Genomic DNA, 25,823 nt, shown 5'->3' on the forward strand with positions numbered 1-25,823 from the left:
TACCCAGCAGGAGGGGCAGGCGGACCGGCCCGTGCCACGCGGCGCATCACCCGGGAAGACCCGGCCCCCGCCTACACCCTCGGCCATGGGGCGGGTCCCATTCCTCGCTCCCAGGTGCCTTTCCTTATCCCGCGCATACCGCAGCCGCAGTACGCCGCGCTCCACCCTTCAGTCCACCCGTGGGCGGACGAGTCCCGATTCGTACGCGATGACCACCAGTTGGGCGCGATCACGGGCGCCCAATTTGGCCATCGCGCGGTTCACATGGGTCTTGACGGTGAGCGGGCTGACGGCGAGGCGCTCGGCGATCTCGTCGTTGGAGTGGCCGCCCGCGACCTGGACCAGGACCTCGCGTTCGCGGACCGTGAGCGCGGCGAGGCGCTCGCCGTGCCGCCGCGGATCCTCGCCGCCGTCCCAACTGCCGCCCTGTGCAAGGAAGGTGGCGATCAGCCCCTTGGTGGCGGCCGGGGACAGCAGTGCCTCGCCGGCCGCCGCGACCCGGATCGCGCCGAGCAGTTCCTCGGGCTCGGCGCCCTTGCCGAGGAACCCCGAGGCACCGGCGCGCAGCGACTGCACGACGTACTCGTCGACCTCGAAGGTCGTCAGCATCACCACGTGGACGGCGGCCAGCTTGGGATCCGCGGTGATGGCCCGGGTGGCGGCGAGGCCGTCGGTGCCGGGCATCCGGATGTCCATCAGGACGACGTCCGGCAGCGTCGCGTGGACCACGTCCACCACCTCGGCGCCGTCGGCCGCCTCCCCCACGACCTGCATGTCCGGCTCGGAGTCGACCAGGACCCGGAACGCCGAGCGCAGCAGCGCCTGGTCGTCGGCGAGTACCACCTTGATCGTCATGCGCTGCCTTCCCCCTGAGCCCCGCTCCCCGTGGCCTTGACCGGAAGTATCGCCTGTACGCGGAAGCCGCCGCCGTAGCGGGGCCCCGCGGTGCAGCTGCCGCCGAGGGCGGTGACGCGCTCGCGCATGCCGAGCAGGCCGTGGCCGCCGCCCTCGCTGCCGCCGGTGCCGGTGCCGTTGTCGATGACGGTGATCTCGGTGTTCGGGCCGACCCGCACGACGCTCACCTCGGCCTTGGCGCCGGGTCCCGCGTGCTTCTGGACGTTGGTGAGCGCCTCCTGGATCACCCGGTAGGCGGCGAGGTCGACGGAGGCGGGCAGCGGGGAGTGGTCCGCGCGGGCCAGCTCCACGGGCAGCCCGGCCCGCCGGAAACCGCCGAGCAGATCGTCGAGGACGGCGAGGCCCGGGGCCGGTTCGGTGGGCGCCGCCGGGTCGCCGGACTGGCGCAACAGGCCGACGGTGGCGCGGAGTTCACCGAGCGCGGAGCGGCTCGCCTCGCGGACGTGGGCGAGGGCTTCCTTGGCCTGGTCGGGCCGTTTGTCCATGACGTGGGCGGCGACGCCGGCCTGCACGTTGACGAGGGCGATGTGGTGGGCCACCACGTCGTGGAGGTCGCGGGCGATCCGCAGCCGTTCCTCGGCGACCCGGCGGCGGGCCTCCTCCTCGCGGCCGTGCTCGGCCCGCTCGGCGCGCTCCCGGATGGCGTCGACGAAGGCGCGCCGACTGCGCACCGCGTCTCCGGCGGCCGCGGCCATGCCGGTCCAGGCGAAGATCCCCAGGTGTTCCTGGGAGTACCAGGGCGGGGTGCCGAAGAGCATCGCCGTACCGGTGAGGACGACCATGGTGAGCACGCCGACCCGGTAGGTGGTGGGGCGGTCGGTGTGGGCGGCGACCGTGTACAGCGCGATGACGGCGCTCATCGCGACCGGCGCGGGCGGCGCGCCCAGGCCCAGCTCGACCGCGGCGAGCGCACTGGTGCAGGACAGCACCGTCATGGGCCGGCGCCGCCGCAGGGCGAGGGCGGCCGCGGCCAGTGTCATCAGGACGAGTGAACGGAGCCCCGGCGTGCGAGTGCCGAAGGTCGGCCCGTTCGGCCCGTGCGGGTCGGCGAAGGAGCTGACGACCATGCAGAGCAGTACGCCGAAGGCGAGCGCGGCGTCGAGGGCCAGCGGATGCGCCGTGAGCCACGGGCGGGCACGGTCTACGAGGGTCACGGTCACCTACCGTAGAGCGGACCGGCGCCCCTGGCCCCGGCAGGCTCCTCAGCCCGGGATGAGGCCGTCGTCGCCGAGCATGTTCCGCACCTCGTCCAGGGTCGCGTCCGTGCCGGGGAGGATCAGCTCGGAGGGCTCCAGGGCGTCGTCCGGGAGGGGCTCGCCCAGGCGGCGGACCGTGTCGAGGAGCGCGCCGAGGGTACGGCGGAAGCTCTCCTCGTCCCCGGCCTCCACCTCGGCGAGCAGCTCGTCGTCAAGCTTGTTGAGCTCGGTGAAGTGGCTGTCCGCCAGCTTCACCTGCCCCTCCCCCATGATCCGGACGATCATGAACGTCTCCTGCCGCTCGTCACTGCTTGTCGAAGCGCGGGCTCTGCTTGGGGGCCTTGTCCTGAGGAGCGGCGGCGCCGCCCTCGATGGCCTGCTGGCCGGCGGCTCCGCCGCCCATAAGCTCGGCCTTCATCCGCTGCAGTTCCAGCTCTACATCCGTACCACCGGACAGCCGGTCCAGCTCGGTCTGGATGTCGTCCTTGGCGAGCCCCGACTGGTCGTCGAGGGCGCCGGAGGCAAGCAGTTCGTCGATCGCGCCGGCCCGCGCCTGGAGCTGCGCGGTCTTGTCCTCGGCCCGCTGGATGGCGAGGCCGACGTCGCTCATCTCCTCGGAAATGCCGGAGAAGGACTCGGCGATCCGGGTCTGCGCCTGGGCCGCCGTGTAGGTGGCCTTGATCGTTTCCTTCTTCGTACGGAAGGCGTCGACCTTGGCCTGGAGGCGCTGGGCCGCAAGGGTGAGCTTCTCCTCCTCGCCCTGGAGGGTCTGGTGCTGCGTCTCCAGGTCGGTGACCTGCTGCTGCAGCGAGGCACGGCGGGACAGGGCCTCGCGGGCCAGGTCCTCACGGCCGAGCGACAGGGCCTTGCGCCCCTGGTCCTCCAGCTTGGAGGACTGGCTCTGGAGCTGGTTGAGCTGCAGCTCCAGACGCTTGCGGGAGGTCGCCACGTCGGCGACGCCCCGGCGCACCTTCTGGAGCAGCTCAAGCTGCTTCTGGTACGAGTAATCGAGGGTCTCGCGAGGGTCCTCGGCCCGGTCAAGGGCCTTGTTCGCCTTCGCGCGGAAGATCATCCCCATACGCTTCATGACACCGCTCATGGGCTTCGCGCGCCCCCTTCTGACGGACTCCAGCTCCAGCTTCAACAGAACCCACAGTACGGGCCCTGCATCCATTACCGCACTGTTCGGGCAACGATGCGGTCATCCCCAAGGACGACTACGCTCCGCGCCGGTCAGGCGCAAGGAGTAGGCGACCCCCGGGAAACCATGCATTTCGTACGCTCGCTCCCGACGGTACAGACGCAAGGCGTTGTGGGATCGTTCCCCACCGGCCTGGGGTCCATGCCCCGCACCCCGTACCCTTGGGGATTGTGTTCCGAAGCCGTTCCAACGAAGAGAAGGCCCCCACCGACAAGGTGACGGCGGACCTCTCCAAGCAGCCCCGCGACCCCGAGGCCCCCAAGGGGCGCCCCACTCCCAAGCGGAGTGAGGCCCAGACTCAGCGCCGCCGTGCCTCGACCGTGCCGACCGACCGCAAGGAGGCCGCCAAGCGCCAGCGCGAGGCGCGCCGGGTCGACATGGCCAAGCAGCGCGAGGCGCTCGCCAGTGGCGACCAGCGCTATCTCCCGGCCCGTGACAAGGGCCCGGTGCGCAAGTTCGTCCGCGACTTCGTCGACTCCCGGTTCTCGATCGCCGAGATGTTCCTGCCGCTCGCGGTGATCATCCTGGTCCTTTCGATGATCCGCGTCGGCAGCCTGCAGAATCTTTCTCTGCTGCTGTGGCTCGCGGTGATCGTGCTGATCGTCCTCGACTCGATCGGGCTCGCCTTCCGGCTGAAGAGGGCGCTGGCCGCCCGCTTCCCGGACGAGCCGAAGAAGGGCGCCGTCGCGTACGGCCTGATGCGCACGCTCCAGATGCGCCGACTGCGGCTGCCGAAGCCGCAGGTCAAGCGCGGAGAGCGGCCCTGAGCCCGGATGTGTCCGGGTTCCGCGGCGCCTGTGATGCCTGGCTGAAGGGTCTCGGCGGGCTGCGCAACACCGTCCGCCAGGAGCTCGTGGCCCGTCAGCTGGACGAGCAGATAGCCGCCCGCTTCCCGGTGGGCCAGCGCCTGCGGATCCTGGACGTCGGCATGGGCCAGGGCACGCAGGCCCTGCGGCTGGCCCGTGCCGGGCACTCCGTGACGGGCCTGGAGTCCGACGCGGAGATGCTGAAGGTGGCGCGCGAGGCGCTCGCCACCGAACCCGAGGGCATCCGCGAGCGGGTCCGGCTGATCGAGGGCGACGGCCGCGACACCGGCGTGCACTTCCTGCCGGGCTCCTTCGACGTGGTGCTCTGCCACGGCGTCCTGATGTACGTCCAGGAGCGGGACGCGATGCTCGCGGGCCTGGCCCGGATGCTCGCCCCGGGCGGGCTGCTCTCGCTGCTCGTGCGGAACGCGGACGCGCTGGCCATGCGGTCCGGGCTCGCCGGGGACTGGCGGGGCGCCCTGTCGTCCTTCGACACGGACTCGTACACCAACCGCCTGGGCCTCACGGTGCGCGCCGACCACCTCGCCGCGCTGACCCGCACGCTCGACGGGATCGCGGCACCGCTGCACGCCTGGTACGGGGTGCGGGTGTTCACCGACAACGCGCCGGACGACGCGCAGCTGCCGGCCGCCGACGAGCTGGAGCGGCTGCTCGCCGCCGAGGACCGGGCCGGCCGCACCGACCCCTACCGCCAGGTCGCGGCCCTGCTGCACCTGTTCGGCGTACGGGGCTGAGCGCTCCGCGGGAAGTGGCGTTTGTCGACTGCGGGCCGATGCGGGTCCCCCCCCTGCTCTGGGGGCACCTCCCGGCCGAAGGCTGGGGGAGAAGTCGAGAGCTTGGGGGAGGCTGGTCGCGCAGTTCCCCGCGCCCCTTCAGGGCGTGTTCCGCACCGGTACTTCCACAAGATCGCTTAGAGCCACCGGCACCTCGCCGATCGGTCCCGTCGACAGGACGACATATCGGACCAAAGGGATAATCCTGCCATGGATGCATCTCTTCGCCGCAGCCGGCTGCGGCGTTCGGCGCCGGTCTTGACCGCCGTCGCGATCGCCGCGCTCCTCAGCGGCTGTTCGCAGTCCGGCCCCGCGGCGCCGAAGGGGTCGCCGAGCCCCTCGGCGTCGAACGTCCAGAGCAGCGGATCCGTCACCGACTCCCTGCAGAGCGACTACCAGCGGGTGATCAAGAACGTACTGCCGTCGGTCGTGCAGATCGACGCGTCCGCCAGCCTCGGGTCGGGGATCGTCTACGACACCCAGGGGCACATCGTCACCAACGCCCACGTCGTGGGCAACGAGCGGACCTTCAAGGTCTCGGCCTCCGGCAGCAGTTCGGCCGTCACCGCGCGGCTGGTCTCGGCCTACCCCGAGCAGGATCTCGCCGTGATCAAGCTCGACTCGGTGCCGAGCGGGCTGAAGGCGGCCAGGTTCGGCGACTCCTCGAAGGTCGAGATGGGGCAGATCGTGCTTGCGATGGGCTCGCCGCTCGGCCTGTCCTCCAGCGTCACCCAGGGCATCGTCTCCGCGACCGGCCGCACCGTCTCGGAGGGCCGGGGCGGTGGCGGTACCGGCGCCACCCTCGCCAACATGGTGCAGACCTCGGCCGCGATCAACCCCGGCAACAGCGGCGGCGCCCTGGTCAACCTCGACAGCGAGGTGATCGGCATCCCGACGCTCGCCGCGACCGACCCCGACATGGGCGGCAGCGCGGCCCCCGGCATCGGCTTCGCGATCCCGGTGTCGATGGTCAAGACGGTCGCCGACCAGATCATCAAGAGCGGCAAGGTCACCGACTCCGGACGGGCCGCGCTCGGCATCACCGGGCGCACCGTGGTCGACAGCGGCTACCAGCCGGCGGGCGTCGCGATCGTGAACACCAACCCGAACGGCGCCGCGGCCAAGGCGGGCCTGAAGCCGGGCGACATCATCGTCAGGGCCGGCGGCACCGACATCACCACGATCACCTCGCTGACGGAGGCGCTGGCCGCGGACAAACCCGGGCAGAAGATCCAGGTGACGTACAACCGCGACGGGGTGAGGAAGACCGCCGAGGTCACGCTCGGCGAGGTCTGAGCCGGGTCGGAGGCGCCGTCCGCGCCCCCGGCCCGATCGGCAGACCTGTTCAGACCTGTTCGGCGTGCAGGCTCATCGGGCCGTAGATCTGCGTGCTGTCCTCGAAGAGGAAGACCTGGTCGGCGCCGCCTTCGAGGAGGTCCTTCCACACCTCGCCGATCCAGGACTCCGCATCGCCCTGGGTCGTGAACTCCTCCGGCACCACCGCCGGCTCGACCTCCGTACCGTCCGACTTCTCGAAACGCCACGTCCACGCCATGTCCGCCTCCTGGGTCACGTTGCTGCCCGCAGCGTAACCGGGCGCGCAAGAGGGCCGGTGACGCGGGAGGATCGACCCTGTGGAACTGACTCTCCTCGGCACCGGGGCCCCCACCGGGCTGCCGCGCCCCGACTGTCCCTGCGCCGCGTGCGCCGTCGCCCGCGGCAGCGGGGTGCGCGCCGCGACCGCCCTGCTCGTCGACGGCGCGCTGCTGCTCGACCTGACCCCGGGCGCGGCGCTCGCCGCCGCCCGCGCCGGGCACTCGCTGGCGGGCGTGCGGCAGGTGCTGCTCACCCATCCGCACGCCGGGCCCGCCATGGAGCTGCCCGCCGGGCTGCCCGCGGCCGGGCGGGTGCCGGACGGCCGCAGGCTGACGCTGATCAGCGGCCACCGGGTGCTGGCCGTGCCGCTGGACTCGCCGGGGACAGGGTACGAGGTGACCTCGCCGGAGGGCGACCGGCTGCTGTACCTGCCGCCGGGCGGCGCGCCCGCCGGACCGGCCGAGGTGCGCCCGTACGACATGGTGGTGGCCGATGTCGCGGGGCGCCCCGACGCGCTGGCGCGGCTGCGGGCGGCGGGTGGCATCGGTCCCGCCACCGACGTGATCGCCGTGCACCTCGACCACGACGTGCCGCCCGGCCGGGAGTTGGCGCGGCGGCTCGCGGCGCTGGGCGCCCGCGCGGTGCCGGACGGCACGACGCTGGTGGTCGGCGACTACCACGCGGTGCCCGATGTGCCGCGCCGCACGCTGGTCCTGGGCGGCGCGCGGTCCGGCAAGTCGGTGGAGGCCGAGCGGCGCCTGGAGGGCTCCCCGCAGGTCGTGTACGTCGCGACGGGCGGCTCCCGGAGCGGGGACGCGGAATGGGCGGCGCGGGTCGGCCTGCACCGCGAGCGCCGCCCCTCCTCGTGGCGCACCGAGGAGACCTGCGAGCTGGTGCCGCTCCTCGACGAGCAGGGGCCGCCGCTCCTGATCGACTGTCTGGCGCTGTGGCTGACCGATGCGATGGACCGGGTCGGCGCGTGGGACGACGAGAAGTGGGCGGCGGGCGGCGAGCGGGCGCTGAGGGAGCGTACGGCCGAACTGGTCGCGGCGGTCCGGAACACGTCGCGGACGCTGGTGGTGGTGAGCAACGAGGTGGGGTCGGGCGTGGTGCCGGCCACCTCGTCGGGGCGGCGGTTTAGGGACGAACTGGGGCGCCTGAACGCGGTGTTCGCGGCCGAGTGCGAACAGGTGCTGCTCGTCGTCGCGGGGCAGGCACTCACGCTGCGCGGCTGACGGCGGCGCGCTGCCGGTACTGTTCGGCAGATGAGCAGGCTGAACCTGGACGACTTCTCCGATCTGATCGAACGCCCCGACAACGGTGTGCGGCGGGACGCCGAGGAACGCCGGGAGCGGCTGACCGTGCCGCCCGGCGCGCTCGGCCGCCTGGACGAGCTGGCCACCTGGCTGTCGGCGGCGCAGGGCGCCAGCCCGGTCCGGTCCGTCGAGCGGCCCCGCGTGATCCTCTTCGCGGGTGACCACGGCGTGGCCGAACTGGGCGTCTCGGCCCGCCCGGCGGGCTCCGCGCACACCCTCGTACGCTCCGTCCTGGACGGCGCGAGCCCGGTCGCGGTGCTCGCCCGCCGCCAGGGCGCCCCCGTGCGGATCGTCGACGCGGGCCTGGACTGCGATCCCGGACTGCTGCCCGAGGAGGTCGTACGCCACCGGGTACGGCGCGGCAGCGGCCGCATCGACGTCGAGGACGCGCTCTCCGTGGAAGAGGCGGAGGCGGCCGTACGGCTCGGCATGAGGATCGCCGACGAGGAGGCCGACTCGGGCACCGACCTGGTGGTGCTCGGCGACCTCAGCGTGGGCGGCACCACCCCCGCCGCCGTGCTGATCGCGGCGCTGTGCGGGACGGACGCCTCGGTGGTCACCGGCCGCGGCGGCGCCGGGATCGACGACCTGGCGTGGATGCGCAAGTGCGCGGCGATCCGGGACGCGCTGCGCAGGGCCCGGCCGGTTCTCGGCGACCAACTGGAACTTCTGGCCGCGGTGGGCGGCGCCGACCTTGCCGCGACCACTGGTTTCCTGCTGCAGTGTGCGGTGCGCAGACTGCCGGTGATCCTTGACGGGGTCGTCGCGTCGGCCTGTGCGCTGGTGGCCCAGCGGGCGGCCTTCCGGGCTCCGGAGTGGTGGCTGGCGGGCCAGTTGAGCGGCGAGCCGGGCCAGGCGAAGGCGCTGGACCGGATGGCACTCAACCCTCTGCTCGATCATGGCGTCACAGTGGGCGAAGGAACCGGGGCACTGCTCGCGCTTCCCCTCGTACAAGCCGCGGCCGCACTGGCCGCGGAGCTGCCCGAGCGCACCGACCGGCGCGCGGAGAGCGCAGAGGAGAGCGGCGACGCGTGAGCCGCGGTAGGGCCGGGGGCCTCCCCCGGCTCCACCCGCGTCCACTGTGAAACGCTTTGCCCCCATATCATCGCGTTTCATGGGAGAAGTCCGCTTGAGCACCACCGAAGGAACGATCCGGAGCACCCCCCGGTCGCGGCGCAGCATGGCGTTCGCCGTCTGGTACCTGCGCGTCGTGGCGTTCATCAATTTCCTGAGCGCCGTATGGGTCACCCTCGGCCAGGGGCTTCGGCGGCACAACACGGACGACTATTTCACGCCGTATCTGCTCGAAGCCGGGTTCACCTCCGGCGTCGTCACGCTGTTCCTCGCCGTCACCATGCGGCGGCGCAAGCGCGCCGCCTGGATCGTCAACATCATTCTCGGCGGGCTCTTCTTCCTGCTCTTCGCGTTCGCCATGGCGTTCCCGGAGATCCACCGCTACGCGCAGAACTGGGTCTCCCTCGCGCTGACCGCGGCCTTCATGCTGGCTCTGCTGATCGGCCGCCGGGAGTTCTACGCCAAGGGCGACCGCTCCAACCCGCTGGCGGCGGTCGCGACCGCCGTCGGCGGCCTGCTGGTCACCTCGCTGATCGCGGCGGTCCTGGTCAGCGCCACCAACACCTATGACGGCACCGACCACTCCACCTTCCTGCGGCGCTGGCGCTACGGCGTGATGCGGCTGGTGTTCCTGGTCCCCGACGACCGGCACACCCAGGGCATCACCACCCCGGGCTGGGTCAACGTCACCATCAACGTGCTGGCCACCCTGCTCCTGATCGCCGTCATCTACGCGGCCTTCCGCAACCGCAGGGCCGTCGACCCGCTCACCGTCGAGGACGAGGAGAAGCTGCGCGCCCTCCTCGACAAGCAGGGCGAGCGCGACTCGCTCGGCTACTTCGCGCTGCGCCGCGAGAAGGCCGTCATCTGGTCCCCGACCGGCAAGGCGGCCGTCACCTACCGGGTGATCAACAGCGTCTCGCTGGCCTCCGGCGACCCGATCGGCGACCCCGAGGCCTGGCCGGGCGCGATCGAGCCGTGGCTCGCCGAGGCCCGTGCGCACGGCTGGATCCCGGCCGTGACCGGCGCCAGCGAGGAGGCCGGGCAGATCTACGCCCGGCACGGCCTGGACGCCCTGGAGATGGGCGACGAAGCGATCGTGGAGACCGCCGAGTTCACCCTGGAGGGCCGCGCGATGCGGACCGTGCGCCAGGCGTACAACCGGGTCAAGCGGGCCGGGTACGAGGTGCGGATCCGCCGGCACGCGGACATCCCCGCCGAGGAGATGGCCGAACTCCTGCGCAAGGCCGACGACTGGCGCGACGGCGCCACCGAGCGCGGCTTCTCCATGGCGCTCGGCCGGCTCGGCGACCCCGCCGACGGCCAGTGCATGATGCTCGAATGCTTCGACGGTGACGGCGAGTTGCGGGCTCTGCTCAGTTTCGTGCCGTGGGGGCCCAACGGCGTCTCGCTCGATCTGATGCGCCGTGACCGCGACTCCGAGAACGGCCTGATCGAGTTCATGGTGATCGAACTCCTGCAGCGCGCCAAGGAGATCAAGATCACTCAGGTCTCACTGAACTTCGCGATGTTCCGCTCCGTCTTCGAGCGCGGCTCGAAGCTCGGGGCAGGACCCGTGCTGAGGCTGTGGCGCTCGCTCCTCAGCTTCTTCTCCCGCTGGTGGCAGATCGAGTCGCTGTACCGGTCCAACGCCAAGTACCGGCCGATCTGGGAGCCGCGGTTCACCTTGTTCGAGAAGAGTGCAGACCTGCCACGGATTGCCATCGCATCCGCGCGCGCCGAAGGATTCCTGGAAGCCCCGGGCCTGCCCAAGTGGCTGCACCGCAGGCACCTGGAGTCGCAGAGATGAGCCAGCGGGCCAAGGGGGCACTGCGCCGGTTCGCCGAGCGCGAGTGGGGCCCGCTGTACAAGACCGTGAAGTACGCGCTGCGCACGCAGCGTTGGCGGGCGATCCCGCTCGCCCTCTCGGCGGTTCTGCTGACCTCGGTCTGCCAGATCGTCCAGAACCAGTCCTGGGGCTTTCGGCCGGTGCAGATCATCGGCTCGGTGAAGGCCGAGTACCCGCTGTGGGTCTCGCTGCTTCGCACCCCGCTGTCGCTCTTCGTGCCGGCCCTCGACCTGCCGGTGTGGGGCGCGCTCTGCCAGCTCCTCGTGGTGTTCGGCATCGCGGAGATCTGCATCGGCCGGGCCCGGACGCTGCTCATCGCGTACGCGGCGACGCTGGCCGGGACCATGTACGCGCGGGTCGGCATCGCGATCGGCCCGGACAGCGTCTTCGGGCTGCCCGCCAAAGCCGCGCGGATGGTCGACACCGGCCCCTCGGCGGCGGTGGTGGCCCTCGCCGTGTACGTGTGCTGGCGCTACCGGGCGTACTGGACGGCCGGGGCCGTGGTGCTCGCGATGGCCGTCGAGGTGACCCTGAAGAACAACCTCGCGGGCAAGGAGCACATCGCGGCGCTCGTCGCGGTGGCGGGGCTCTGCTGGATCACCTGGATGCGGCGGAAGCGGCGCCGCCGCCGGCATGATCAGGGGCGGCGTACCGGGCGCCTGTCGGGTGCGCCGCCGATCCAGTCCTGAAACCGGCGGCGCGGCCGCGACCAGCGCCGGTCGTGCCGGTACGCCCTGAGCCTGGCCTTGGCCCGGGCACGCGGCCGGTTGCGGTAGAAGCGCTGCGCCCACGGGGAATCCGGCCGGGCCACCCGGATCGCGCCGACCAGCGCCACGAACGGCACGAACGTGCCGATCATCGCGAGCCGCACCTTGCCCTTGAACAGAGCGATCAGCACGAAGCAGAAGTTGATCGCGAGGGTGGTGATGAACGACCCCCGGTCGTGCCGCTCGGCGGGGGTCACGTCGTTGACGCCGAGCGGTGAGAACCCGGCGAGCACGAGCGTCATGAGGGCCGCGGCCATCACCACGATCTCGACGCTCTTGCGCCTGTTCTCGCTCCAGTACACGTCGTCCAGGTGCAGGATCAGCGCGAACTCGTCGAGGACCAGGCCCGCGCCCGTCCCGAACAGCACGGCGAACACGGCCGCCGCGATCCCGTGCCGGCCGCTGCCGACCGCCCCGAACCCGCCGATCATGGTGAGGACGACCCCGGGCACCACATGGTGGATGTGCAGTCCGCCGGGCCGGATATTGCGGAACGGTCCGCGTCCGGCCCGGATCAGGCGGGTGATGGAGCGGGTGACCAGGAACGTCAGGACGAAGGCGGCCAGGGCGAGCAGCATGGGGAGCTTGCCCGGCTCGGTGATGTTCCGGTAGAACCAGTGACCCATCCCACCTGCTCCCGTTTGCGCCGGTATGCACAATTTACCGCCGCCGAGGGGCGGTCCGCTCGGGATACCCTGCGCCGGGTGAACCGCAGCAAGGCCCTGCACGGCGTACGTTTCGCCTTCGGCACCCTCACCGTCTTTCCCGCCCGCATCACGCGCTGGGACCGCGCCGCCGCCCGCGCCGGAATGACGCTCGCCCCGCTGGCCGGGCTCGCCGTCGGCCTGTGCGCGGCGGCCGCGGGCGCGGGATTCCTGTTGCTGGGTTCGGGGCCGCTGCTCGCGGCGGTGGTGACCGTGGCGGCGCCCGCCCTGCTCACCCGGGGTCTGCATCTGGACGGCCTCGCGGACGTGGCCGACGGCCTGGGCAGTGCCAAGCCCGCCGAGGACGCGCTGCGCATCATGAAGCGCTCCGACATCGGCCCCTTCGGCGTGGTCTCCCTGCTCTTCTTCCTGCTCGCCCAGGTCGCCGCGCTGTCCCGGCTGTACGAGGACGGCTGGGCGCGGGGTGCCGCGGCCGCCGTCGTCTGTGCCGTGGCCGCCCGCACCGCGCTCACCCTGGCCTCCCGGCGCGGGGTCCCGGCGGCCCGCCCGGACGGGCTCGGCGCGGTGGTGGCGGGCACGGTGCCGGCCCGGCGCGCGTTCTCGGTCGCCGCCCTGGTGACGGCCGCCGCGGCGGCGGCGGGCCTGCTCCTTAGCCCCTGGTCCGCGCTGCACTTCGCCCTCGCCGTACCGGCCGGGCTCGCCCTCTCGCAGGTACTGCTGCGGCGCTGCGTGCGCAGGTTCGGCGGGGTGACGGGCGATGTGTTCGGGGCCGTCGCGGAGACCGCGACCACGGTGACACTGGTCACGCTCGCCCTCGGCTGACCCGCAGCGTCTCAGCAGGCCTGGCGCCACTCCTTCAAGTCGAGCTTCTTCGCCATCGAACTGAGGCCCAGCTGCTTGGACTCGGCGCAGAACTTGGCCGGCGGGAGTTCGTACTCGACGTGGAAGACGGCCTTGCCCGCTCGGACGAAGGGCTCGGTCTTGTCGCACTCGCCGAACTGGGCGCACTGCTCATTGACCGCGAAGTCGAAGTGGGCGAGCAGCTGCGGGATCTGGTCGAGGTCGTTCTTGAGGCCCACGGCGAGCCCCCGGTCGTGGGCCAGTCTGGCGATGAGCTCGTTGTACTTGAGCTGGTCGGCAGCCTTGAGGGGGAAGCCGGTGTCGTTGGCGTAGCCGTCCATGTTGTCCGGTTCGACCGCGTCGAAGCCCTTGGCCTTGCACAGGTCGAAGCGCTTGGCGATCAGCGGTTCGAGCACGTCGGTGCGGCGGATGTCGAGCCAGCGCTCGCCGTCCCAGCCGTTGCCCTTGCCGAGCACCGACTCGGGAAACTGCTTGGCGTCGGGCCGCCACTTCTCCCAGGCGCCCGTCGAGGTGTAGCAGATGACCTTGCGGCCCCTGCGGTGCAGATCGGCGACGGCCGCCGCGGACTGGTCGAAGGCGTCGATGTCGTAGACCTGGACGTCGACGGCCGGGTCGAGCGTGCCCTTGAGCTGCCACTGCCAGGTCATCCCCGGCTTGGGCTGCCAGTGCGGGCCCGAGGGCGCGGGCGGCGGCCCGGTGTCCTCCCCGTCCCCTTTGTCGGGTCCGGACGGGGAGCTGGTGCAGGCCGCGAGCAGCAGCAGCGGGACCAGCAGCCAGGGTGCGCGTTTCACGGGGCGGGCTCCAAGCGGTGCGGCAACGTGCCCCAGGGGTGCGGCAGTTGACCGGGGACGAGGCAGTGGACCGGGGCCTGGGCGACCGCGTCGGGCGGGGCCGCGTAGACCAGGTGGCAGGTGTCGGGCACGGCGGGCCCGGTGGGCCGGTAGGCGGACCAGGGCCCCTCGAAGGTGACCAGGAGGTCGCCGATCCGGCCGTAGCCGGGGTGCGGCTGGGCGCCGTGGTTGAGGACGAGAGTGACGTACGTGTCGTACGTGGCGGCGAACGCGGCCCGCAGGTCCGCGTAGTACGGCAACTGCTCGGCGGAGGTGGCCGTCTGGTCGAGGAAGATGCCGTGCACCCCGTACCAGGCGCGGTGGCGGGCCGCCTCGCGGACCACGTCCTGCGGCGGGCGCCGGCCGTACGCCGTGTCCACGTAGCCGAGCACCCGCACGCCCGCCGCGCACAGCCGCGCGGCCACCGCCGCGAAGGCCGCGTCGGGTGAACTCCCCGCGCCGCTGGCCGGGTTGAGGACGACCCCGTACAGCGAGGGCGCGGCGGCGATCAGCGCGTCCCAGGCGTCGGGGCGCTCGGCCGGGTGCTCGTAGTAGGGCACCAGCAGCTTGCTCATGTACGTCCTCGCAATGCTCACTCCGCTCGACGGGCTCATGGGCGGTGGGCGGTCGCCCTTCCCAGTACGACACAGACCAGTGCGGCCAGCAGTGCGGCCGCCGTCCCCGACACCACCACCTCGGTCGACGGCGGCGCGCCCTGGGCCAGCGCCAGGGTCTGGGCGACGGCCGCCGCGCAGCACACCAGGGCCGCGCCCGGCGCCGCCCCGAACGACTGGAGCAGCAGCCCGGTCCACAGCACCGCGCCGATGAGCAGCAGCGCCGCCAGGCGCGGTCCGCCCAGCGCCGGGGCGGCCGGCCAGAGCAGGGTGCCGAGGGCGGCGAGGGCGGCCAGGATCACCAGGTAGGCGCCGAGGCAGCCGGTCACGGTGGCGGCGACCGAACGGCGGAATCCCCGCGCGCGGGAGGTGGTGCGCAGCGCGGCCAGGCTCTGGGCGCGGAAGCGGTACAGGAGCCATTCGGCGGGCCCCATGCTGAGGGTGAGCGCTATCGCGGAGGGCCCGGCCACCGAGCCCGCCGAGCCGTGCCGGAAGACATCGCCGAGCGCCGCGTACAGCACGAGCACGCCCGCGCCGAGTCCGAACAGGCCGTACGGGAGCGAGCTGGTCAGCCGGGGTGACACGGCGCCGCGCGCCCGGTCTCCGGCGGCCGGTCCGCGCAGCGCGCGCACGGCCAGGGTCACCGCCGCCGCCAGCGAGACGAGCAGCAGGACCGGACCGGCGGCGGCCGGCAGGCCCGGCACGGCGCCGAGCGTCATGGGCAACAGGGCGCAGAACAGGGCACGTTCGCGGCCGAGGACGAGCAGGACGGTGGCGGCGGCCAGATAGCCGGACTGGCCGGCGGCGAACGCGGCGGCGCCCAGCTCGCCGGGCCCGGCCACCGCGACCGCGGCGAGCGCGCCGAGGGCGGCGCCGAGCGGGGCGCCCCGGCGCAGCGCGCGGACGGCGGCGGGGCGGTCGGCGAGGCTGAGCCAGGAGTGGGCGCGGTGCGAGAGCGACTGGTTCCACACCCAGCCGGTGACCGCCCCGGCGATCAGCGGGATCGTTCCGTCGGGCAGCCCGAGGGTGGTGCGGTGGCCGGCCAGCAGCGGCGCCCCCAGGACGTAGGCGAGGCCGGGCAGCGCGAAGACGAGACCGCGCAGCAGGCAGCCGGCGAGGTGGGCGTGCCAGGGTTCGGCGGGCGGGGCGGCGGCCGCGGGGTAGCGGCGCTCGACGCGGCCGTAGAGCTCCTCGGCGAGCGAGAAGGAGTCGGGGTGCCCGTAGACGGCGCTTATCAGGTCGTCGGTCATGCCGTCGGACTCGATGACCGCGGCTATCTCGTCCGGGTGGACGGCCGCGGCTATCAAGTCCTCCAGGCGGGTGGCGAGTTCGGTGAGGGGATCGTCCTCGGGCAGCCTGGGCAGCCGCTGGCGCGGGATGAAGGGCAGGGTGTCCTGCCCTTCGTCCCGGCCGATCCAGAGGGAGCCGCTCACCGGGGCGACCCGCCGAGCGAGCTGCGGCGGGCGTCGTCGGACAGCTCGCGGTACCAGGGGCCGGTGAGCTGCAGGGTCCACTCGTCCTCGGGCGTGAACCCGGCCTGGAACGGCTCGGGTTCGGGGTGTCCGGCGAGTTCGAGGTAGATGCGGCGGAAGCCGTCCACCGAGCGGTGCAGGGTGAACTTGTCGACCACCCTCTGGCGGGCGGCGGCGCCGAGTGCGGTCCGCCGCGCGTGGTCGCGCAGCAGCCCGATGGTGGCCTCGGCCATGACGGCGGGCTCCCTGGGCGGCACGACGAGCCCGGCGTCGCCCGCCGCCTCGCGGACGCCTCCGACGTCGGTGGACACGGTGGCGCGGCCGCAGGACATCGCCTCGATCAGCGAGAACGGGAAGCCCTCGCTGATGCTGGAGAGCAGCACGACGCTGCCGGACGCGTACGCGCTCGCCACGTCGCTGACCCGGCCCTCGTAGGAGATGCCGTCGGCGACGCCCAGTTCGGCGGCGAGCTTCTCCAGGCGGGTCTTGTAGTCCTCGCCGCCGGCCGGCACGCCCCCGTACAACCGCAGCCGGGTATCGGGGAGTTCGGCGCGCACGATGGCGTACGCGCGGATCAGGGTCTCCAGGTCCTTGATGGGGTCGATGCGTCCGCACCAGCTCAGGGTGGGGACGGCCGGATCGGGTCCGGCGTGCGGGAAGAGGTCGGGGTCGACGCCGTTGTAGACGGTGCGGATCCGTTCGGACGGGGCGCCGCCGCGCTCCTCCCAGCGGCGGTTGTACTGGTTGCACGGGGTGATGAGGTCGGCCTTGCGGTAGCCGAGGGAGTTGAGCTCCCGGTAGAAGCTCAGGAGCACCGACTTCACCGGCCAGCTCTGCTCGCCGGTGCGGTAGCCGAGGTAGCGCTCGCGCAGGTAGATGCCGTGCTCGGTGAGGAGGAACGGCACCTTGTCGAAGTGCTGGGCGGCGAGCGCGGGCAGCGTGGCGAGGCCGCTGCTGACCGCGTGCGCCACGCTGTCCGCCGGAATGCGGGCGGACAGCGGGCGCAGTGCGTGTTCCAGGAGGTCGGTCGCCGTCAGCGCGTCGTGCACGGTCGGCTTCGCCCGGGACAGTGCCAGGTGCGGCATCGTCCAGATCCACATCAGCGACTTCAGCGCCGTTTCGGAGCGGAGCGCCGCCGAGAGCCGCCCGGCCCGGGCCAGTTCCGCCAGGCCGTACAGGGCCGAGGCGAAGTCGCAGCCGGACTCCGGGTCGAGCAGCGCGAGCAGGAAGCGCTCGTAGGTGTCGGTGAACCGGCGCCTTTCCTTGCCGAGGAGCGGCCGGCGCCTGCCGGGCTGCGGCCCCCACAAGGGGAAGGCCGTGTGCCGGTAGACGTTGGCCGGGAGCTCCCAGGTGACCGGCTCGCGGCCGCTGCCGGTGAGGGCGACGACGTTGAAGTCGACCTCCGGCATGCCGCGTACGAGCTGGTCGCACCAGGTGCTCACGCCCCCGTGGATATGCGGATATGTGCCTTCCGTGAGCATGGTGACATGACGGCCACTGCTCGGCATGGATGTCCCCCCAGGACAAGCGGTCTTGCGTGACGAGCGATCAGACGGCTGGTCAGGCCGGCAGCTTCAGTGTGATCGCCGACTGGAACAGCTCGGGCGATGACCAGTCGGAGCGTGCCCCGGCGTATGCGGTGCCGAACACGGTGCTGCCGACGAACAGTTGCTTGCGGGTGCCCTCCGGTGCGGTGATGGGTGCGGCCACTCCCCTGGGGCCCTGCACGGTGACAGTGTTCCCGATGCGGTAGGCCGTCACCGAACCGGCGGCCAGTGCCTTGTCCCAGGACGCGCGGCGGCTGAACTCGGTTCCCGCGTCCTTCTCGCGCAGGTCGACGATCGGCGCGCTGGCGGCGTAGAGGGCCTTGTAGTCGCCGAGCACCTTGTCCAGGACCGGGTAGAGGATGCGCTCCTCGGCCAGGTTCGACTGGTGCGCGTAGTGCGGCCGCGGGTCGTTCCACAGCACGTGCGACAGCGCGGTCTTCGCCTCTTTGGGCACGATGTACGACTGGTAGCCGGTCGCGGTGTTCAGCGGCGCGGGCATGCAGGTGGAGCTCGGGTTGTTCTCGCAGACGCCGCTGCCGCCGTTGGCCTTCGAGGTGTAGAGCCAGTTGTACTCGTCGGTCATCTCGGCGGCCTTGCCGACGTTGTAGTACACGTTCATCGGGTGCCGGGGCACGGTCATGGCGGCGCCGACCGCGCGCTGGTCCGGTTCGCGCGAGGCGTCGCTGCCGGTCCACTTGACCCCGTTGTCGGCGAGCGCGCCCGCCAGGTTCGGGTTGTCGACGGGCTGCTGCGGCAGCACCTTCATGCCGGAGTGCTCACCGGTGACGAGCTCGCTCCGGTCGATGGGGAGGCCCTTCTGGACGGCCCACTTGTAGTTGTTGGAGATCTCGCCCGAGATGTCCGCGCGGGTCGTCCACTGGGTGGACCCGTCGGCGTTCTTCTTGCAGCTCCACGGGACGGTGGTGGTGTCCTGGATACAGCCGAGGAAGAGGTGGGTGTACGTGTGGTTCACCCAGCGGAACTTGGCCTTTTCGGCGAGCAGTTGGGCGGCCATCGCGTCGGTGCCGCCGTGCTCGGTCTTCCACTCCTCCCCCGCCCCCGCGTTGAAGACCATGTCCAGGGTGAAGCCGTTGTTCTGCTCCCACTGGGCGGCGTACTGGGCGTCGGCCGCCGTCATCCGGATGTCCGTGTTCGCGGTGCCGCCGGTGGGGCAGTCGAAGTCGCCCGGGGTGCAGTGGTGGGCGGGGTCCCAGCGGGAGTCGGGCGCGAACACGTCGTCCACGTGCACCGAGAAGTAGTTGCGGCTCTGGCCCAGATGCACGCCCTGGGTCAGCCATTCCACTATGCCCTTGGCCAGCACCTGGAACTGCTCCTGGTACTGGTTGTAGGCGAAGGTGATGACGAGTTCGCTGCGGCCGTCGTGGGCGTACTGGCCGAGCAGGGTGCCGCCGGTCGGCGCGTCGAGGTAGCTGGTGAAGCCGTCCCTGGGATGGCCCGCGTAGCCGTAACTCTCGGGGATCGAGGGGTCGTTGTCCTCGAAGGTGAGCGGCCCGTTGAGATAGCCGAACGGCCCCGCCTTGCCGGCCGGGGTGACCTGGGTCTTCGCGCCGTCCAGGACGCCGGACCAGCCGCCGTTCCGGTCGGTGTAGTCGATCCCGACCTCGGGGTGGGCCCAGGTGTACGCGTCGACCTGGCGGATGCCGAAGGTCTTCTCGTACGCGGCGAGCGCGGCTTGCTCGGGGGCGGCGGCGGAGCCGAACGGGATCTCGTTGGGCGTGACCACGCCCTGGAACTTGGCGCGCGGACGGCCGCCCACGGTGTCGCTGAGGAAGGCCGCGTTGACCGTCGGGCGGCCGGCGGCGCCCAACGCGACGGTCTGGTACGGCACTCCGGTGTTCTTGAGCTGGGCGACGATCGCCCCGACGGCGCTTCCGCCGTCGTCGAGGACCAGCACCCTCAGATCGATCCGCGGCGGCGCCGTGGCCGCCGCGTTCGCGGCCGGGATGGCCGTGGTGAGCAGTCCGGCGGCCATCAGCGCCGTGAGCGCAAGCCGGGTTCTGCCGAGTTTCAAGGCCTTCGCCTTCATATGTCCCCCCTCATGAGAACCCTCCACGCGCGGAGTGCGCATGGAGGACCTGTGGTGATGATGCAAAGGGGCACGGTGCCCCCTGTGCCCAATCGAGGCGAGTGTGACGGAGCTCTCACGGAGTGTGCGGGCCAAACGTGAAAGAGACACCACGGATGAGTGAACTACAGCCACCGCTCTCGAACGTCATCACCGAGCGTAGGCTCGTGGTCGGTGCGCGCCCCGCCCAAAATACGATGCACAGGGCCCCGGCCGAGCCACCCGACGGTCGAACACTCCACAAGGATTCTCAAGGAAGAGAGATCTCACCACCGTGACTGCTCTGACTCTCAGCACTGCCGGTGCGGCGACACTGCGCGCCGACGCCCTCGTCGTCGGCGTCGCCAAGGCCGCCGGCCCCAAGGGCGGACTGGTCGTCGCACCCGGCGCCGAGGCCGTGGACAAGGCGTTCGGCGGGAAGCTCGCCGCTGTCCTGGAGACCCTCGGTGCCAGTGGTGCCGAGGGTGAGGTGACCAAGGCGGTGTCCCCGTCCGGCCTGAAGGCCCCGTTCGTCCTCGCGGTCGGCCTCGGCACCGCCCCCGCCGCCGACGAGGCGTACGCCTCCGAGGTGCTCCGCACCGCCGCGGGCAACGCCGCCCGAGCCCTGCACGGCATCAAGAAGGCCGCGTTCGCGCTGCCGATCGAGGCCGCCGAGGACATCGAGGCGATCGGCGAGGGCGCCCTCCTGGGTGCGTACGCCTTCACCGCCTACCAGGACCGCGGCCCCGACGCGAAGGGCCCGCTCGCCGAGGTGGCGCTGCTCGGCGCCAAGCCGCGCGACAAGGCCCACAAGGCCGCCGCCGAGCGCTCCCTCGCGCTGACCGAGGAGATCAACCGCGCCCGCGACCTGGTCAACACCCCGCCGAACGACCTCACCCCCGAGGCCTTCGCCGCGGTGGTCTCGGCGGCCGGCAAGGAGCACGGCCTCAAGGTGCAGGTGCTCGACGAGAAGGCGCTGGAGAAGGGCGGCTTCGGCGGCATCCTCGGCGTCGGCATCGGCTCGGCCAACCTGCCCCGCCTGGTGAAGCTCTCGTACACGCACGCCAAGAACGCCAAGCACCTCGCGTTCGTCGGCAAGGGCATCACCTACGACTCGGGCGGCATCTCGCTCAAGCCGGCCGGCCACAACGAGACGATGAAGTGCGACATGAGCGGCGCCGCCGCCGTGTTCGCCGCCGTCGTCGCGGCCGCCCGCCTGGGCGTCGAGGTGAACGTCACCGGCTGGCTGGCGCTCGCCGAGAACATGCCGTCGGGCTCCGCCACCCGTCCGGGCGACGTGCTGCGCATGTACGGCGGCAAGACCGTCGAGGTCCTGAACACCGACGCCGAGGGCCGCCTGGTCCTGGCCGACGCGATCGCCAAGGCCTCCGAGGAGAAGCCCGACGCGATCGTGGACGTCGCGACGCTGACCGGCGCGATGGTGATGGCCCTCGGCGACCACACCTTCGGGATCATGGCCAACGACGACGCCTTCCGCACCGCGATCCACGAGATCGCGGAGGAGGTCGGCGAGCAGTCCTGGCCGATGCCGCTCCCGGCCAACCTGCGCAAGACCATGGACTCCCCCACCGCGGACCTCGCCAACATGGGCGTGCGGATGGGCGGCGGCCTGATCGCCGGCCTGTTCCTGAAGGAGTTCGTGGGCGAGGGCATCACCTGGGCCCACCTCGACATCGCGGGCCCGGCCTTCAACGAGGGCGCCCCGCACGGCTACACCCCCAAGGGCGGCACCGGCTCCTCGGTGCGCACCCTGCTCAAGCTCGCGGAGCGCACCGCCGCGGGCGACCTCGGCTGACACCCGAGCGCAGCCGACGCACAGGGCGGCCCCGGGCATACGTCCGGGGCCGCCCGTGTTCACGCTCCGTACCGTCCGGGGCCTACCGGATTTCGCTGTCGATGAAATCCGTACGTCGCGCACGGCGACAGCCCCACCCCCTGAGAACCGCCGCGTCGGACGACCGGCGGTCTCAGACCCCGGGCCCCGCGTCCCGCCTTCCGTCAACAAGTGCGAAGATGGGTTCTCGGCAGGACAGGGCCCCCACCACAGGGCCGAAGACAAGCGGCCGAATACCAGCCGCCGCCGGTCATCGACGACCGCGCCCGGCGCACATGCATGGAGGACGTGACGTGGCGAACGACGCCAGCACCGTTTTCGACCTAGTGATCCTCGGCGGTGGCAGTGGCGGCTACGCCGCGGCCCTGCGCGGAGCGCAGCTGGGCCTGGACGTCGCACTGATCGAGAAGAACAAGCTCGGCGGCACCTGCCTGCACAACGGCTGCATCCCCACGAAGGCCCTGCTGCACGCCGGCGAGATCGCCGACCAGGCGCGCGAGGCCGGCCAGTTCGGTGTCAAGGCCACCTTCGAGGGCATCGACATCAACGCGGTGCACGCGTACAAGGACGAGGTCATCTCGGGCCTGTACAAGGGCCTCCAGGGCCTGGTCGCCTCCCGCAAGGTGACCTACATCGAGGGCGAGGGACGGCTGTCCTCCGCGACCTCGGTGGACGTCAACGGCCAGCGCATCCAGGGCCGCCACGTCCTCCTCGCGACCGGCTCCGTGCCGAAGTCGCTGCCGGGTCTGGAGATCGACGGCAACCGCATCATCTCCTCGGACCACGCGCTGACCCTGGACCGCGTCCCGCAGTCCGCGATCATCCTGGGCGGCGGCGTCATCGGCGTCGAGTTCGCCTCGGCGTGGAAGTCCTTCGGCACCGACGTGACCGTCATCGAGGGCCTCAAGCACCTCGTCCCGATCGAGGACGAGAACAGCTCCAAGATCCTTGAGCGCGCGTTCCGCAAGCGCGGCATCAAGTTCAACCTGGGCACCTTCTTCCAGAAGGCCGAGTACACCGCCAACGGTGTGAAGGTCACGCTGGCCGACGGCAAGGAGTTCGAGGCCGAGGTCCTCCTCGTCGCCATCGGCCGCGGCCCGGTCTCCCAGGGCCTCGGCTACGAGGAGCAGGGCGTCGCGATGGACCGCGGCTACGTCCTGGTCGACGAGTACATGCGCACCAACGTGCCCACCATCTCCGCGGTCGGCGACCTCGCCCCGACGCTCCAGCTCGCGCACGTCGGCTTCGCCGAGGGCATCCTGGTGGCGGAGCGGCTGGCCGGTCTCAAGACCGTCCCGATCGACTACGACGGCGTGCCCCGGGTGACGTACTGCCACCCCGAGGTCGCCTCCGTGGGCATCACCGAGGCCAAGGCCAAGGAGATCTACGGTGCGGACAAGGTCGTCGCTCTGAAGTACAACCTCGCGGGCAACGGCAAGAGCAAGATCCTCAAGACCGCGGGCGAGATCAAGCTCGTCCAGGTCAAGGATGGCGCCGTGGTCGGCGTCCACATGGTCGGTGACCGTATGGGCGAGCAGGTCGGCGAAGCCCAGCTGATCTACAACTGGGAGGCCCTGCCGGCCGAGGTCGCGCAGCTCATCCACGCGCACCCGACCCAGAGCGAGGCGCTCGGCGAGGCCCACCTGGCACTGGCCGGCAAGCCGCTGCACTCCCACGACTAGTAGCCCCTCGGGCGCGACGACCACTACCGCAATTCGTAAGGAGCAACCGAAACCATGTCGGTTTCCGTAACCCTTCCGGCGCTCGGCGAGAGCGTCACCGAGGGCACTGTCACCCGCTGGCTGAAGGCCGAGGGCGAGCGCGTCGAGGCCGACGAGCCGCTGCTCGAGGTGTCGACCGACAAGGTCGACACCGAGATCCCGGCCCCCGCCTCCGGCATCCTCGCCTCCATCAAGGTGGCCGAGGACGAGACCGTCGAGGTCGGCGCCGAGCTCGCCATCATCGACGACGGCACGGGCGCGCCCGTCGCGGCCCCGGCTCCGGCCCAGGCCGAGGCCCCTGCCGCCCCTGCCCCGGTCGCCGAGGCTCCCGCCGCTGCTCCGGCCCCCGTGGCCGCCGCTCCGGCTGCCCCCGCCGCCGCTGCCTCCGGCACCGACGTCGTCCTCCCCGCGCTCGGCGAGAGCGTGACCGAGGGCACCGTCACCCGATGGCTCAAGGAGGTCGGCGAGGAGGTGGCCGAGGACGAGCCGCTGCTTGAGGTCTCCACCGACAAGGTCGACACCGAGATCCCGGCGCCCGTCGCCGGTGTCCTGCTTGAGATCGTGGTCGGCGAGGACGAGACCGCCGAGGTCGGCGCCAAGCTGGCCGTCATCGGCGCCCCGGGCGCGGCTCCGGCCCCCGCTCCGGCCCCGGTCGCGGCTGCCCCGGCCGCCGCTCCGGCCCCGGCCCCCGTCGCCGCCCCGGCTCCGGCTCCGGTCGCCGCCCCGGCTGCTCCGGTCGCCCCGGCGCCGGTCGCCGCTCCGGCCCCCGTGGCCGCCCCGGCTCCGGTGACCCCGGCTCCGGCCCCGGTCGCCACCGCCGGTGACGACGGTGCGTACGTCACTCCGCTGGTCCGCAAGCTCGCCTCCGAGTCCGGTGTGGACCTGGGCGCGGTCAAGGGCACCGGCGTCGGCGGCCGCATCCGCAAGCAGGACGTCATCGCCGCCGCGGAGGCCGCCAAGGCTCCCGCGCCGGCCGCCGCTGCCCCCGCCGCCAAGGCCGCCCCGTCCGTCGAGGCGTCCCCGCTTCGCGGCCAGACGGTCAAGATGACCCGCATGCGCAAGGTCATCGGCGACAACATGATGAAGGCCCTGCACTCGCAGGCCCAGCTGACCACGGTCGTCGAGGTCGACATCACCAAGCTGATGAAGCTGCGCGGCCAGGCGAAGGACTCCTTCGCCGCCCGCGAGGGCGTCAAGCTGTCCCCGATGCCGTTCTTCGTCAAGGCGGCGGCCCAGGCGCTGAAGGCCCACCCGGTCATCAACGCCCGGATCAACGAGGACGAGGGCACCATCACGTACTTCGACTCGGAGAACATCGGCATCGCCGTCGACTCCGAGAAGGGTCTGATGACGCCGGTCATCAAGGGTGCGGGCGGCCTGAACATCGCCGGCATCTCGAAGGCGACCGCGGAGCTGGCCGGCAAGGTCCGCGCCAACAAGATCACCCCGGACGAGCTGTCCGGCGCGACCTTCACGATCAGCAACACCGGTTCGCGCGGTGCGCTGTTCGACACGGTCATCGTGCCCCCGAACCAGGTCGCCATCCTGGGCATCGGCGCCACCGTCAAGCGTCCGGCGGTCATCGAGACCGCCGAGGGCACCGTCATCGGCGTCCGCGACATGACGTACCTGGCGCTCTCCTACGACCACCGTCTGGTGGACGGCGCCGACGCGGCCCGCTACCTGACGGCGGTCAAGGCGATCCTGGAAGCCGGCGAGTTCGAGGTCGAGCTCGGCCTGTGAGGTCCTGACAGGTCCGACAGGTCCGACAGGTCCTGAGAGGCACGCGGAGACGGCTGTAAGACTCGTCTCACCAGCGGCCGCGCCCCCGCCCGGGGCTCTTCCGGGCGGGGGCGCGGCCGTATTGTTTGGAGGTCACCGCTCGCCTTGAGGAGCCCTCATGACCGTGCCCGTCGTCCACTCGCTGCGCGAACAGATCCGCGAGCACATCGTGGAGGGGATCGTCAGCGGGCGCTGGAAGCCCGGTGAGCGGATCGTGGAGCGGCGCATCGCGGTGGAGCTCCAGGTCAGCCAGACGCCCGTACGGGAGGCCCTGCGGGAGCTGGAGAGCCTGCGCCTCATCGAGTCGGCCCCCAACAAGGGCGTACGGGTGCGAAATCTCACGGCGGCCGACCTGGAGGAGAGCTATCCGGTGCGGGCCGGTCTGGAGCAGATCGCGGCCGAGCTGGCGGCCGAACGGCTCGCCGAGGACTGCTCGGCCCTGGAGCCGCACGTGGCGGCGCTGTACGAGGCGGACCGCGCCGCCGACGGCACCGCGCAGGTGCGGCACACCGTCGGTTTCCACCGGGAACTGGTCCGCGCGGCCGACAACAGTGTGCTGTTGCACACATGGGAAGGCCTCGGCATCGAGGTGTTCACCGCGCTGTCGATCCGGTGGCTCGGCACCGTGCAGAAGTCGTACGCCGAGGAGCACGAGGATCTGGTCGCGGCGTTCCGGCGGCGGGATCCGGCCATCGGCGTACTGGTGAAGGCCCACGTCCTGGGGTGCGCGCCGCGCAGCGCCTGACCTGCGGGGCAGCGGACGGGCTCCCCTGCGGGGCCGTGGACGGGCTCCTTCAAAACGAAGGCACCGCGTGCCCTAATTCGCGGCACCCTGTGCCGACTTTCTCGATCTGAAGAAGTTTTTGGCGCAACACTTTGATCGATCATCGATCGTCG

Annotated in this window: 23 protein-coding genes; 12 read left to right on the top strand and 11 right to left on the bottom strand. The window is 71.8% G+C overall.

Annotation, left to right across the window (positions count from 1 at the left end; genetic code table 11):
• Positions 1-168: 168 nt before the first annotated feature.
• The 4 genes from ACIBK6_RS08500 to ACIBK6_RS08515 are packed head-to-tail and all read right to left on the bottom strand — an operon-like array spanning position 169 to position 3,210.
• Entirely contained in the window at positions 169-855 is a 687-nt protein-coding gene (locus ACIBK6_RS08500) for a response regulator (RefSeq protein ID WP_399049920.1), read from the bottom strand.
• Positions 852-2,069 (bottom strand): sensor histidine kinase, encoded by a 1,218-nt coding sequence (locus ACIBK6_RS08505; RefSeq protein ID WP_399049921.1) that lies wholly within the window; start codon positions 2,067-2,069, stop codon positions 852-854. The genes ACIBK6_RS08500 and ACIBK6_RS08505 overlap by 4 nt, the downstream gene beginning before the upstream one ends.
• Positions 2,070-2,117: 48 nt before the next feature.
• A complete protein-coding gene (locus tag ACIBK6_RS08510; RefSeq protein ID WP_399049923.1) occupies positions 2,118-2,396 on the bottom strand; it encodes a hypothetical protein in 279 nt (92 codons plus the stop codon).
• 19 nt (positions 2,397-2,415) lie between these two features.
• The gene (locus ACIBK6_RS08515; RefSeq protein ID WP_399049924.1) at positions 2,416-3,210 is read right to left on the bottom strand and encodes a PspA/IM30 family protein; all 795 of its coding nucleotides are present in this window, start codon (positions 3,208-3,210) and stop codon (positions 2,416-2,418) included.
• 272 nt (positions 3,211-3,482) lie between these two features.
• On the opposite strand from ACIBK6_RS08515, the gene ACIBK6_RS08520 reads away from it, so the two are divergent.
• The 3 genes from ACIBK6_RS08520 to ACIBK6_RS08530 all read left to right on the top strand — a co-directional run bounded on the left by ACIBK6_RS08520 (position 3,483) and on the right by ACIBK6_RS08530 (position 6,208).
• A complete protein-coding gene (locus tag ACIBK6_RS08520) occupies positions 3,483-4,079 on the top strand; it encodes a DUF3043 domain-containing protein (protein ID WP_399049926.1) in 597 nt (198 codons plus the stop codon).
• Between the two features lie 59 nt (positions 4,080-4,138).
• Entirely contained in the window at positions 4,139-4,873 is a 735-nt protein-coding gene (locus tag ACIBK6_RS08525) for a class I SAM-dependent methyltransferase (RefSeq protein ID WP_399050174.1), read from the top strand.
• A gap of 249 nt (positions 4,874-5,122) precedes the next feature.
• Positions 5,123-6,208: a S1C family serine protease gene (locus ACIBK6_RS08530; RefSeq protein WP_399049928.1), complete on the top strand. Its 1,086-nt coding sequence runs from the start codon at positions 5,123-5,125 to the stop codon at positions 6,206-6,208.
• A 49-nt stretch (positions 6,209-6,257) separates the two neighbouring features.
• Here ACIBK6_RS08530 and ACIBK6_RS08535 read toward each other — a convergent pair whose 3' ends face one another.
• Positions 6,258-6,467, bottom strand: a complete 210-nt coding sequence (locus ACIBK6_RS08535) for a hypothetical protein (protein ID WP_399049930.1) — start codon at positions 6,465-6,467, stop codon at positions 6,258-6,260.
• A 79-nt stretch (positions 6,468-6,546) separates the two neighbouring features.
• Between ACIBK6_RS08535 and ACIBK6_RS08540 the strand changes: the two genes are divergently transcribed.
• The 4 genes from ACIBK6_RS08540 to ACIBK6_RS08555 all read left to right on the top strand — a co-directional run bounded on the left by ACIBK6_RS08540 (position 6,547) and on the right by ACIBK6_RS08555 (position 11,436).
• Entirely contained in the window at positions 6,547-7,743 is a 1,197-nt protein-coding gene (locus tag ACIBK6_RS08540) for a bifunctional adenosylcobinamide kinase/adenosylcobinamide-phosphate guanylyltransferase (protein WP_399049932.1), read from the top strand.
• Between the two features lie 30 nt (positions 7,744-7,773).
• Positions 7,774-8,859, top strand: a complete 1,086-nt coding sequence (gene cobT, locus ACIBK6_RS08545; RefSeq protein ID WP_399049934.1) for a nicotinate-nucleotide--dimethylbenzimidazole phosphoribosyltransferase — start codon at positions 7,774-7,776, stop codon at positions 8,857-8,859.
• Positions 8,860-8,938: 79 nt separating this feature from the next.
• Positions 8,939-10,708 carry a phosphatidylglycerol lysyltransferase domain-containing protein gene (locus ACIBK6_RS08550; RefSeq protein WP_399049936.1) on the top strand — a complete coding sequence of 590 codons (1,770 nt, stop codon included), beginning with the start codon at positions 8,939-8,941 and terminating at the stop codon, positions 10,706-10,708.
• Entirely contained in the window at positions 10,705-11,436 is a 732-nt protein-coding gene (locus ACIBK6_RS08555) for a hypothetical protein (RefSeq protein ID WP_399049938.1), read from the top strand. The genes ACIBK6_RS08550 and ACIBK6_RS08555 overlap by 4 nt, the downstream gene beginning before the upstream one ends.
• On the opposite strand, the gene ACIBK6_RS08560 is transcribed toward ACIBK6_RS08555, so the two are convergent.
• On the bottom strand, positions 11,385-12,140 hold the full coding sequence (locus ACIBK6_RS08560; protein ID WP_399049940.1) for a hypothetical protein: 756 nt from the start codon (positions 12,138-12,140) through the stop codon (positions 11,385-11,387). The two genes, ACIBK6_RS08555 and ACIBK6_RS08560, sit on opposite strands and share 52 nt — an antisense overlap.
• A 69-nt stretch (positions 12,141-12,209) precedes the next feature.
• On the opposite strand from ACIBK6_RS08560, the gene ACIBK6_RS08565 reads away from it, so the two are divergent.
• Positions 12,210-13,001, top strand: coding sequence for an adenosylcobinamide-GDP ribazoletransferase (locus tag ACIBK6_RS08565; RefSeq protein WP_399050176.1), 792 nt, complete (start codon positions 12,210-12,212; stop codon positions 12,999-13,001).
• An 11-nt stretch (positions 13,002-13,012) separates the two neighbouring features.
• Here the strand turns inward: ACIBK6_RS08565 and ACIBK6_RS08570 are convergent, their stop codons facing one another.
• The 5 genes from ACIBK6_RS08570 to ACIBK6_RS08590 are packed head-to-tail and all read right to left on the bottom strand — an operon-like array spanning position 13,013 to position 19,550.
• Positions 13,013-13,831 (bottom strand): endo alpha-1,4 polygalactosaminidase, encoded by an 819-nt coding sequence (locus ACIBK6_RS08570; protein WP_399049941.1) that lies wholly within the window; start codon positions 13,829-13,831, stop codon positions 13,013-13,015.
• Positions 13,828-14,445, bottom strand: a complete 618-nt coding sequence (locus ACIBK6_RS08575) for a spherulation-specific family 4 protein (RefSeq protein ID WP_399049943.1) — start codon at positions 14,443-14,445, stop codon at positions 13,828-13,830. Before ACIBK6_RS08575 ends, ACIBK6_RS08570 begins: the two co-directional genes overlap by 4 nt.
• 35 nt (positions 14,446-14,480) lie before the next feature.
• Entirely contained in the window at positions 14,481-15,917 is a 1,437-nt protein-coding gene (locus ACIBK6_RS08580; protein WP_399049944.1) for a hypothetical protein, read from the bottom strand.
• Complete coding sequence (pelF, locus tag ACIBK6_RS08585; RefSeq protein WP_399049945.1) at positions 15,914-17,464, bottom strand: GT4 family glycosyltransferase PelF; 1,551 nt, start codon at positions 17,462-17,464, stop codon at positions 15,914-15,916. Before pelF ends, ACIBK6_RS08580 begins: the two co-directional genes overlap by 4 nt.
• A 52-nt stretch (positions 17,465-17,516) precedes the next feature.
• Positions 17,517-19,550 carry a hypothetical protein gene (locus ACIBK6_RS08590; RefSeq protein ID WP_399049947.1) on the bottom strand — a complete coding sequence of 678 codons (2,034 nt, stop codon included), beginning with the start codon at positions 19,548-19,550 and terminating at the stop codon, positions 17,517-17,519.
• Between the two features lie 313 nt (positions 19,551-19,863).
• Here ACIBK6_RS08590 and ACIBK6_RS08595 point away from each other — a divergent pair, with 313 nt between their 5' ends.
• From ACIBK6_RS08595 to ACIBK6_RS08610, 4 genes are all read left to right on the top strand, one after another.
• On the top strand, positions 19,864-21,384 hold the full coding sequence (locus tag ACIBK6_RS08595; RefSeq protein WP_399049949.1) for a leucyl aminopeptidase: 1,521 nt from the start codon (positions 19,864-19,866) through the stop codon (positions 21,382-21,384).
• Positions 21,385-21,716: 332 nt separating this feature from the next.
• Positions 21,717-23,105, top strand: a complete 1,389-nt coding sequence (gene lpdA, locus ACIBK6_RS08600; RefSeq protein WP_399049950.1) for a dihydrolipoyl dehydrogenase — start codon at positions 21,717-21,719, stop codon at positions 23,103-23,105.
• A gap of 54 nt (positions 23,106-23,159) precedes the next feature.
• Complete coding sequence (gene sucB / locus ACIBK6_RS08605; protein WP_399049952.1) at positions 23,160-24,887, top strand: 2-oxoglutarate dehydrogenase, E2 component, dihydrolipoamide succinyltransferase; 1,728 nt, start codon at positions 23,160-23,162, stop codon at positions 24,885-24,887.
• 157 nt (positions 24,888-25,044) lie between these two features.
• Positions 25,045-25,671, top strand: a complete 627-nt coding sequence (locus ACIBK6_RS08610; protein ID WP_399049953.1) for a GntR family transcriptional regulator — start codon at positions 25,045-25,047, stop codon at positions 25,669-25,671.
• The last annotated feature ends 152 nt before the right edge of the window (positions 25,672-25,823 follow it).

This window comes from Streptomyces sp. NPDC050485, assembly GCF_044458185.1.
Lineage (GTDB): Bacteria > Actinomycetota > Actinomycetes > Streptomycetales > Streptomycetaceae > Streptomyces.

What these genes read in the sequence shown, in the direction of transcription:
- ACIBK6_RS08555 (WP_399049938.1), top strand. Translation starts at nt 10,705, where the DNA reads ATGAGCCAGCGGGCCAAGGGGGCACTGCGCCGGTTCGCCGAGCGCGAG.
- ACIBK6_RS08530 (WP_399049928.1), top strand. Translation starts at nt 5,123, where the DNA reads ATGGATGCATCTCTTCGCCGCAGCCGGCTGCGGCGTTCGGCGCCGGTC.
- sucB (WP_399049952.1), top strand. Translation starts at nt 23,160, where the DNA reads ATGTCGGTTTCCGTAACCCTTCCGGCGCTCGGCGAGAGCGTCACCGAG.
- ACIBK6_RS08550 (WP_399049936.1), top strand. Translation starts at nt 8,939, where the DNA reads ATGGGAGAAGTCCGCTTGAGCACCACCGAAGGAACGATCCGGAGCACC.
- ACIBK6_RS08575 (WP_399049943.1), bottom strand. Translation starts at nt 14,445, where the DNA reads ATGAGCAAGCTGCTGGTGCCCTACTACGAGCACCCGGCCGAGCGCCCC.
- cobT (WP_399049934.1), top strand. Translation starts at nt 7,774, where the DNA reads ATGAGCAGGCTGAACCTGGACGACTTCTCCGATCTGATCGAACGCCCC.
- ACIBK6_RS08535 (WP_399049930.1), bottom strand. Translation starts at nt 6,467, where the DNA reads ATGGCGTGGACGTGGCGTTTCGAGAAGTCGGACGGTACGGAGGTCGAG.
- ACIBK6_RS08610 (WP_399049953.1), top strand. Translation starts at nt 25,045, where the DNA reads ATGACCGTGCCCGTCGTCCACTCGCTGCGCGAACAGATCCGCGAGCAC.
- ACIBK6_RS08560 (WP_399049940.1), bottom strand. Translation starts at nt 12,140, where the DNA reads ATGGGTCACTGGTTCTACCGGAACATCACCGAGCCGGGCAAGCTCCCC.
- ACIBK6_RS08500 (WP_399049920.1), bottom strand. Translation starts at nt 855, where the DNA reads ATGACGATCAAGGTGGTACTCGCCGACGACCAGGCGCTGCTGCGCTCG.
- pelF (WP_399049945.1), bottom strand. Translation starts at nt 17,464, where the DNA reads ATGCCGAGCAGTGGCCGTCATGTCACCATGCTCACGGAAGGCACATAT.
- ACIBK6_RS08590 (WP_399049947.1), bottom strand. Translation starts at nt 19,550, where the DNA reads ATGAAGGCGAAGGCCTTGAAACTCGGCAGAACCCGGCTTGCGCTCACG.
- ACIBK6_RS08515 (WP_399049924.1), bottom strand. Translation starts at nt 3,210, where the DNA reads ATGAGCGGTGTCATGAAGCGTATGGGGATGATCTTCCGCGCGAAGGCG.
- ACIBK6_RS08510 (WP_399049923.1), bottom strand. Translation starts at nt 2,396, where the DNA reads ATGATCGTCCGGATCATGGGGGAGGGGCAGGTGAAGCTGGCGGACAGC.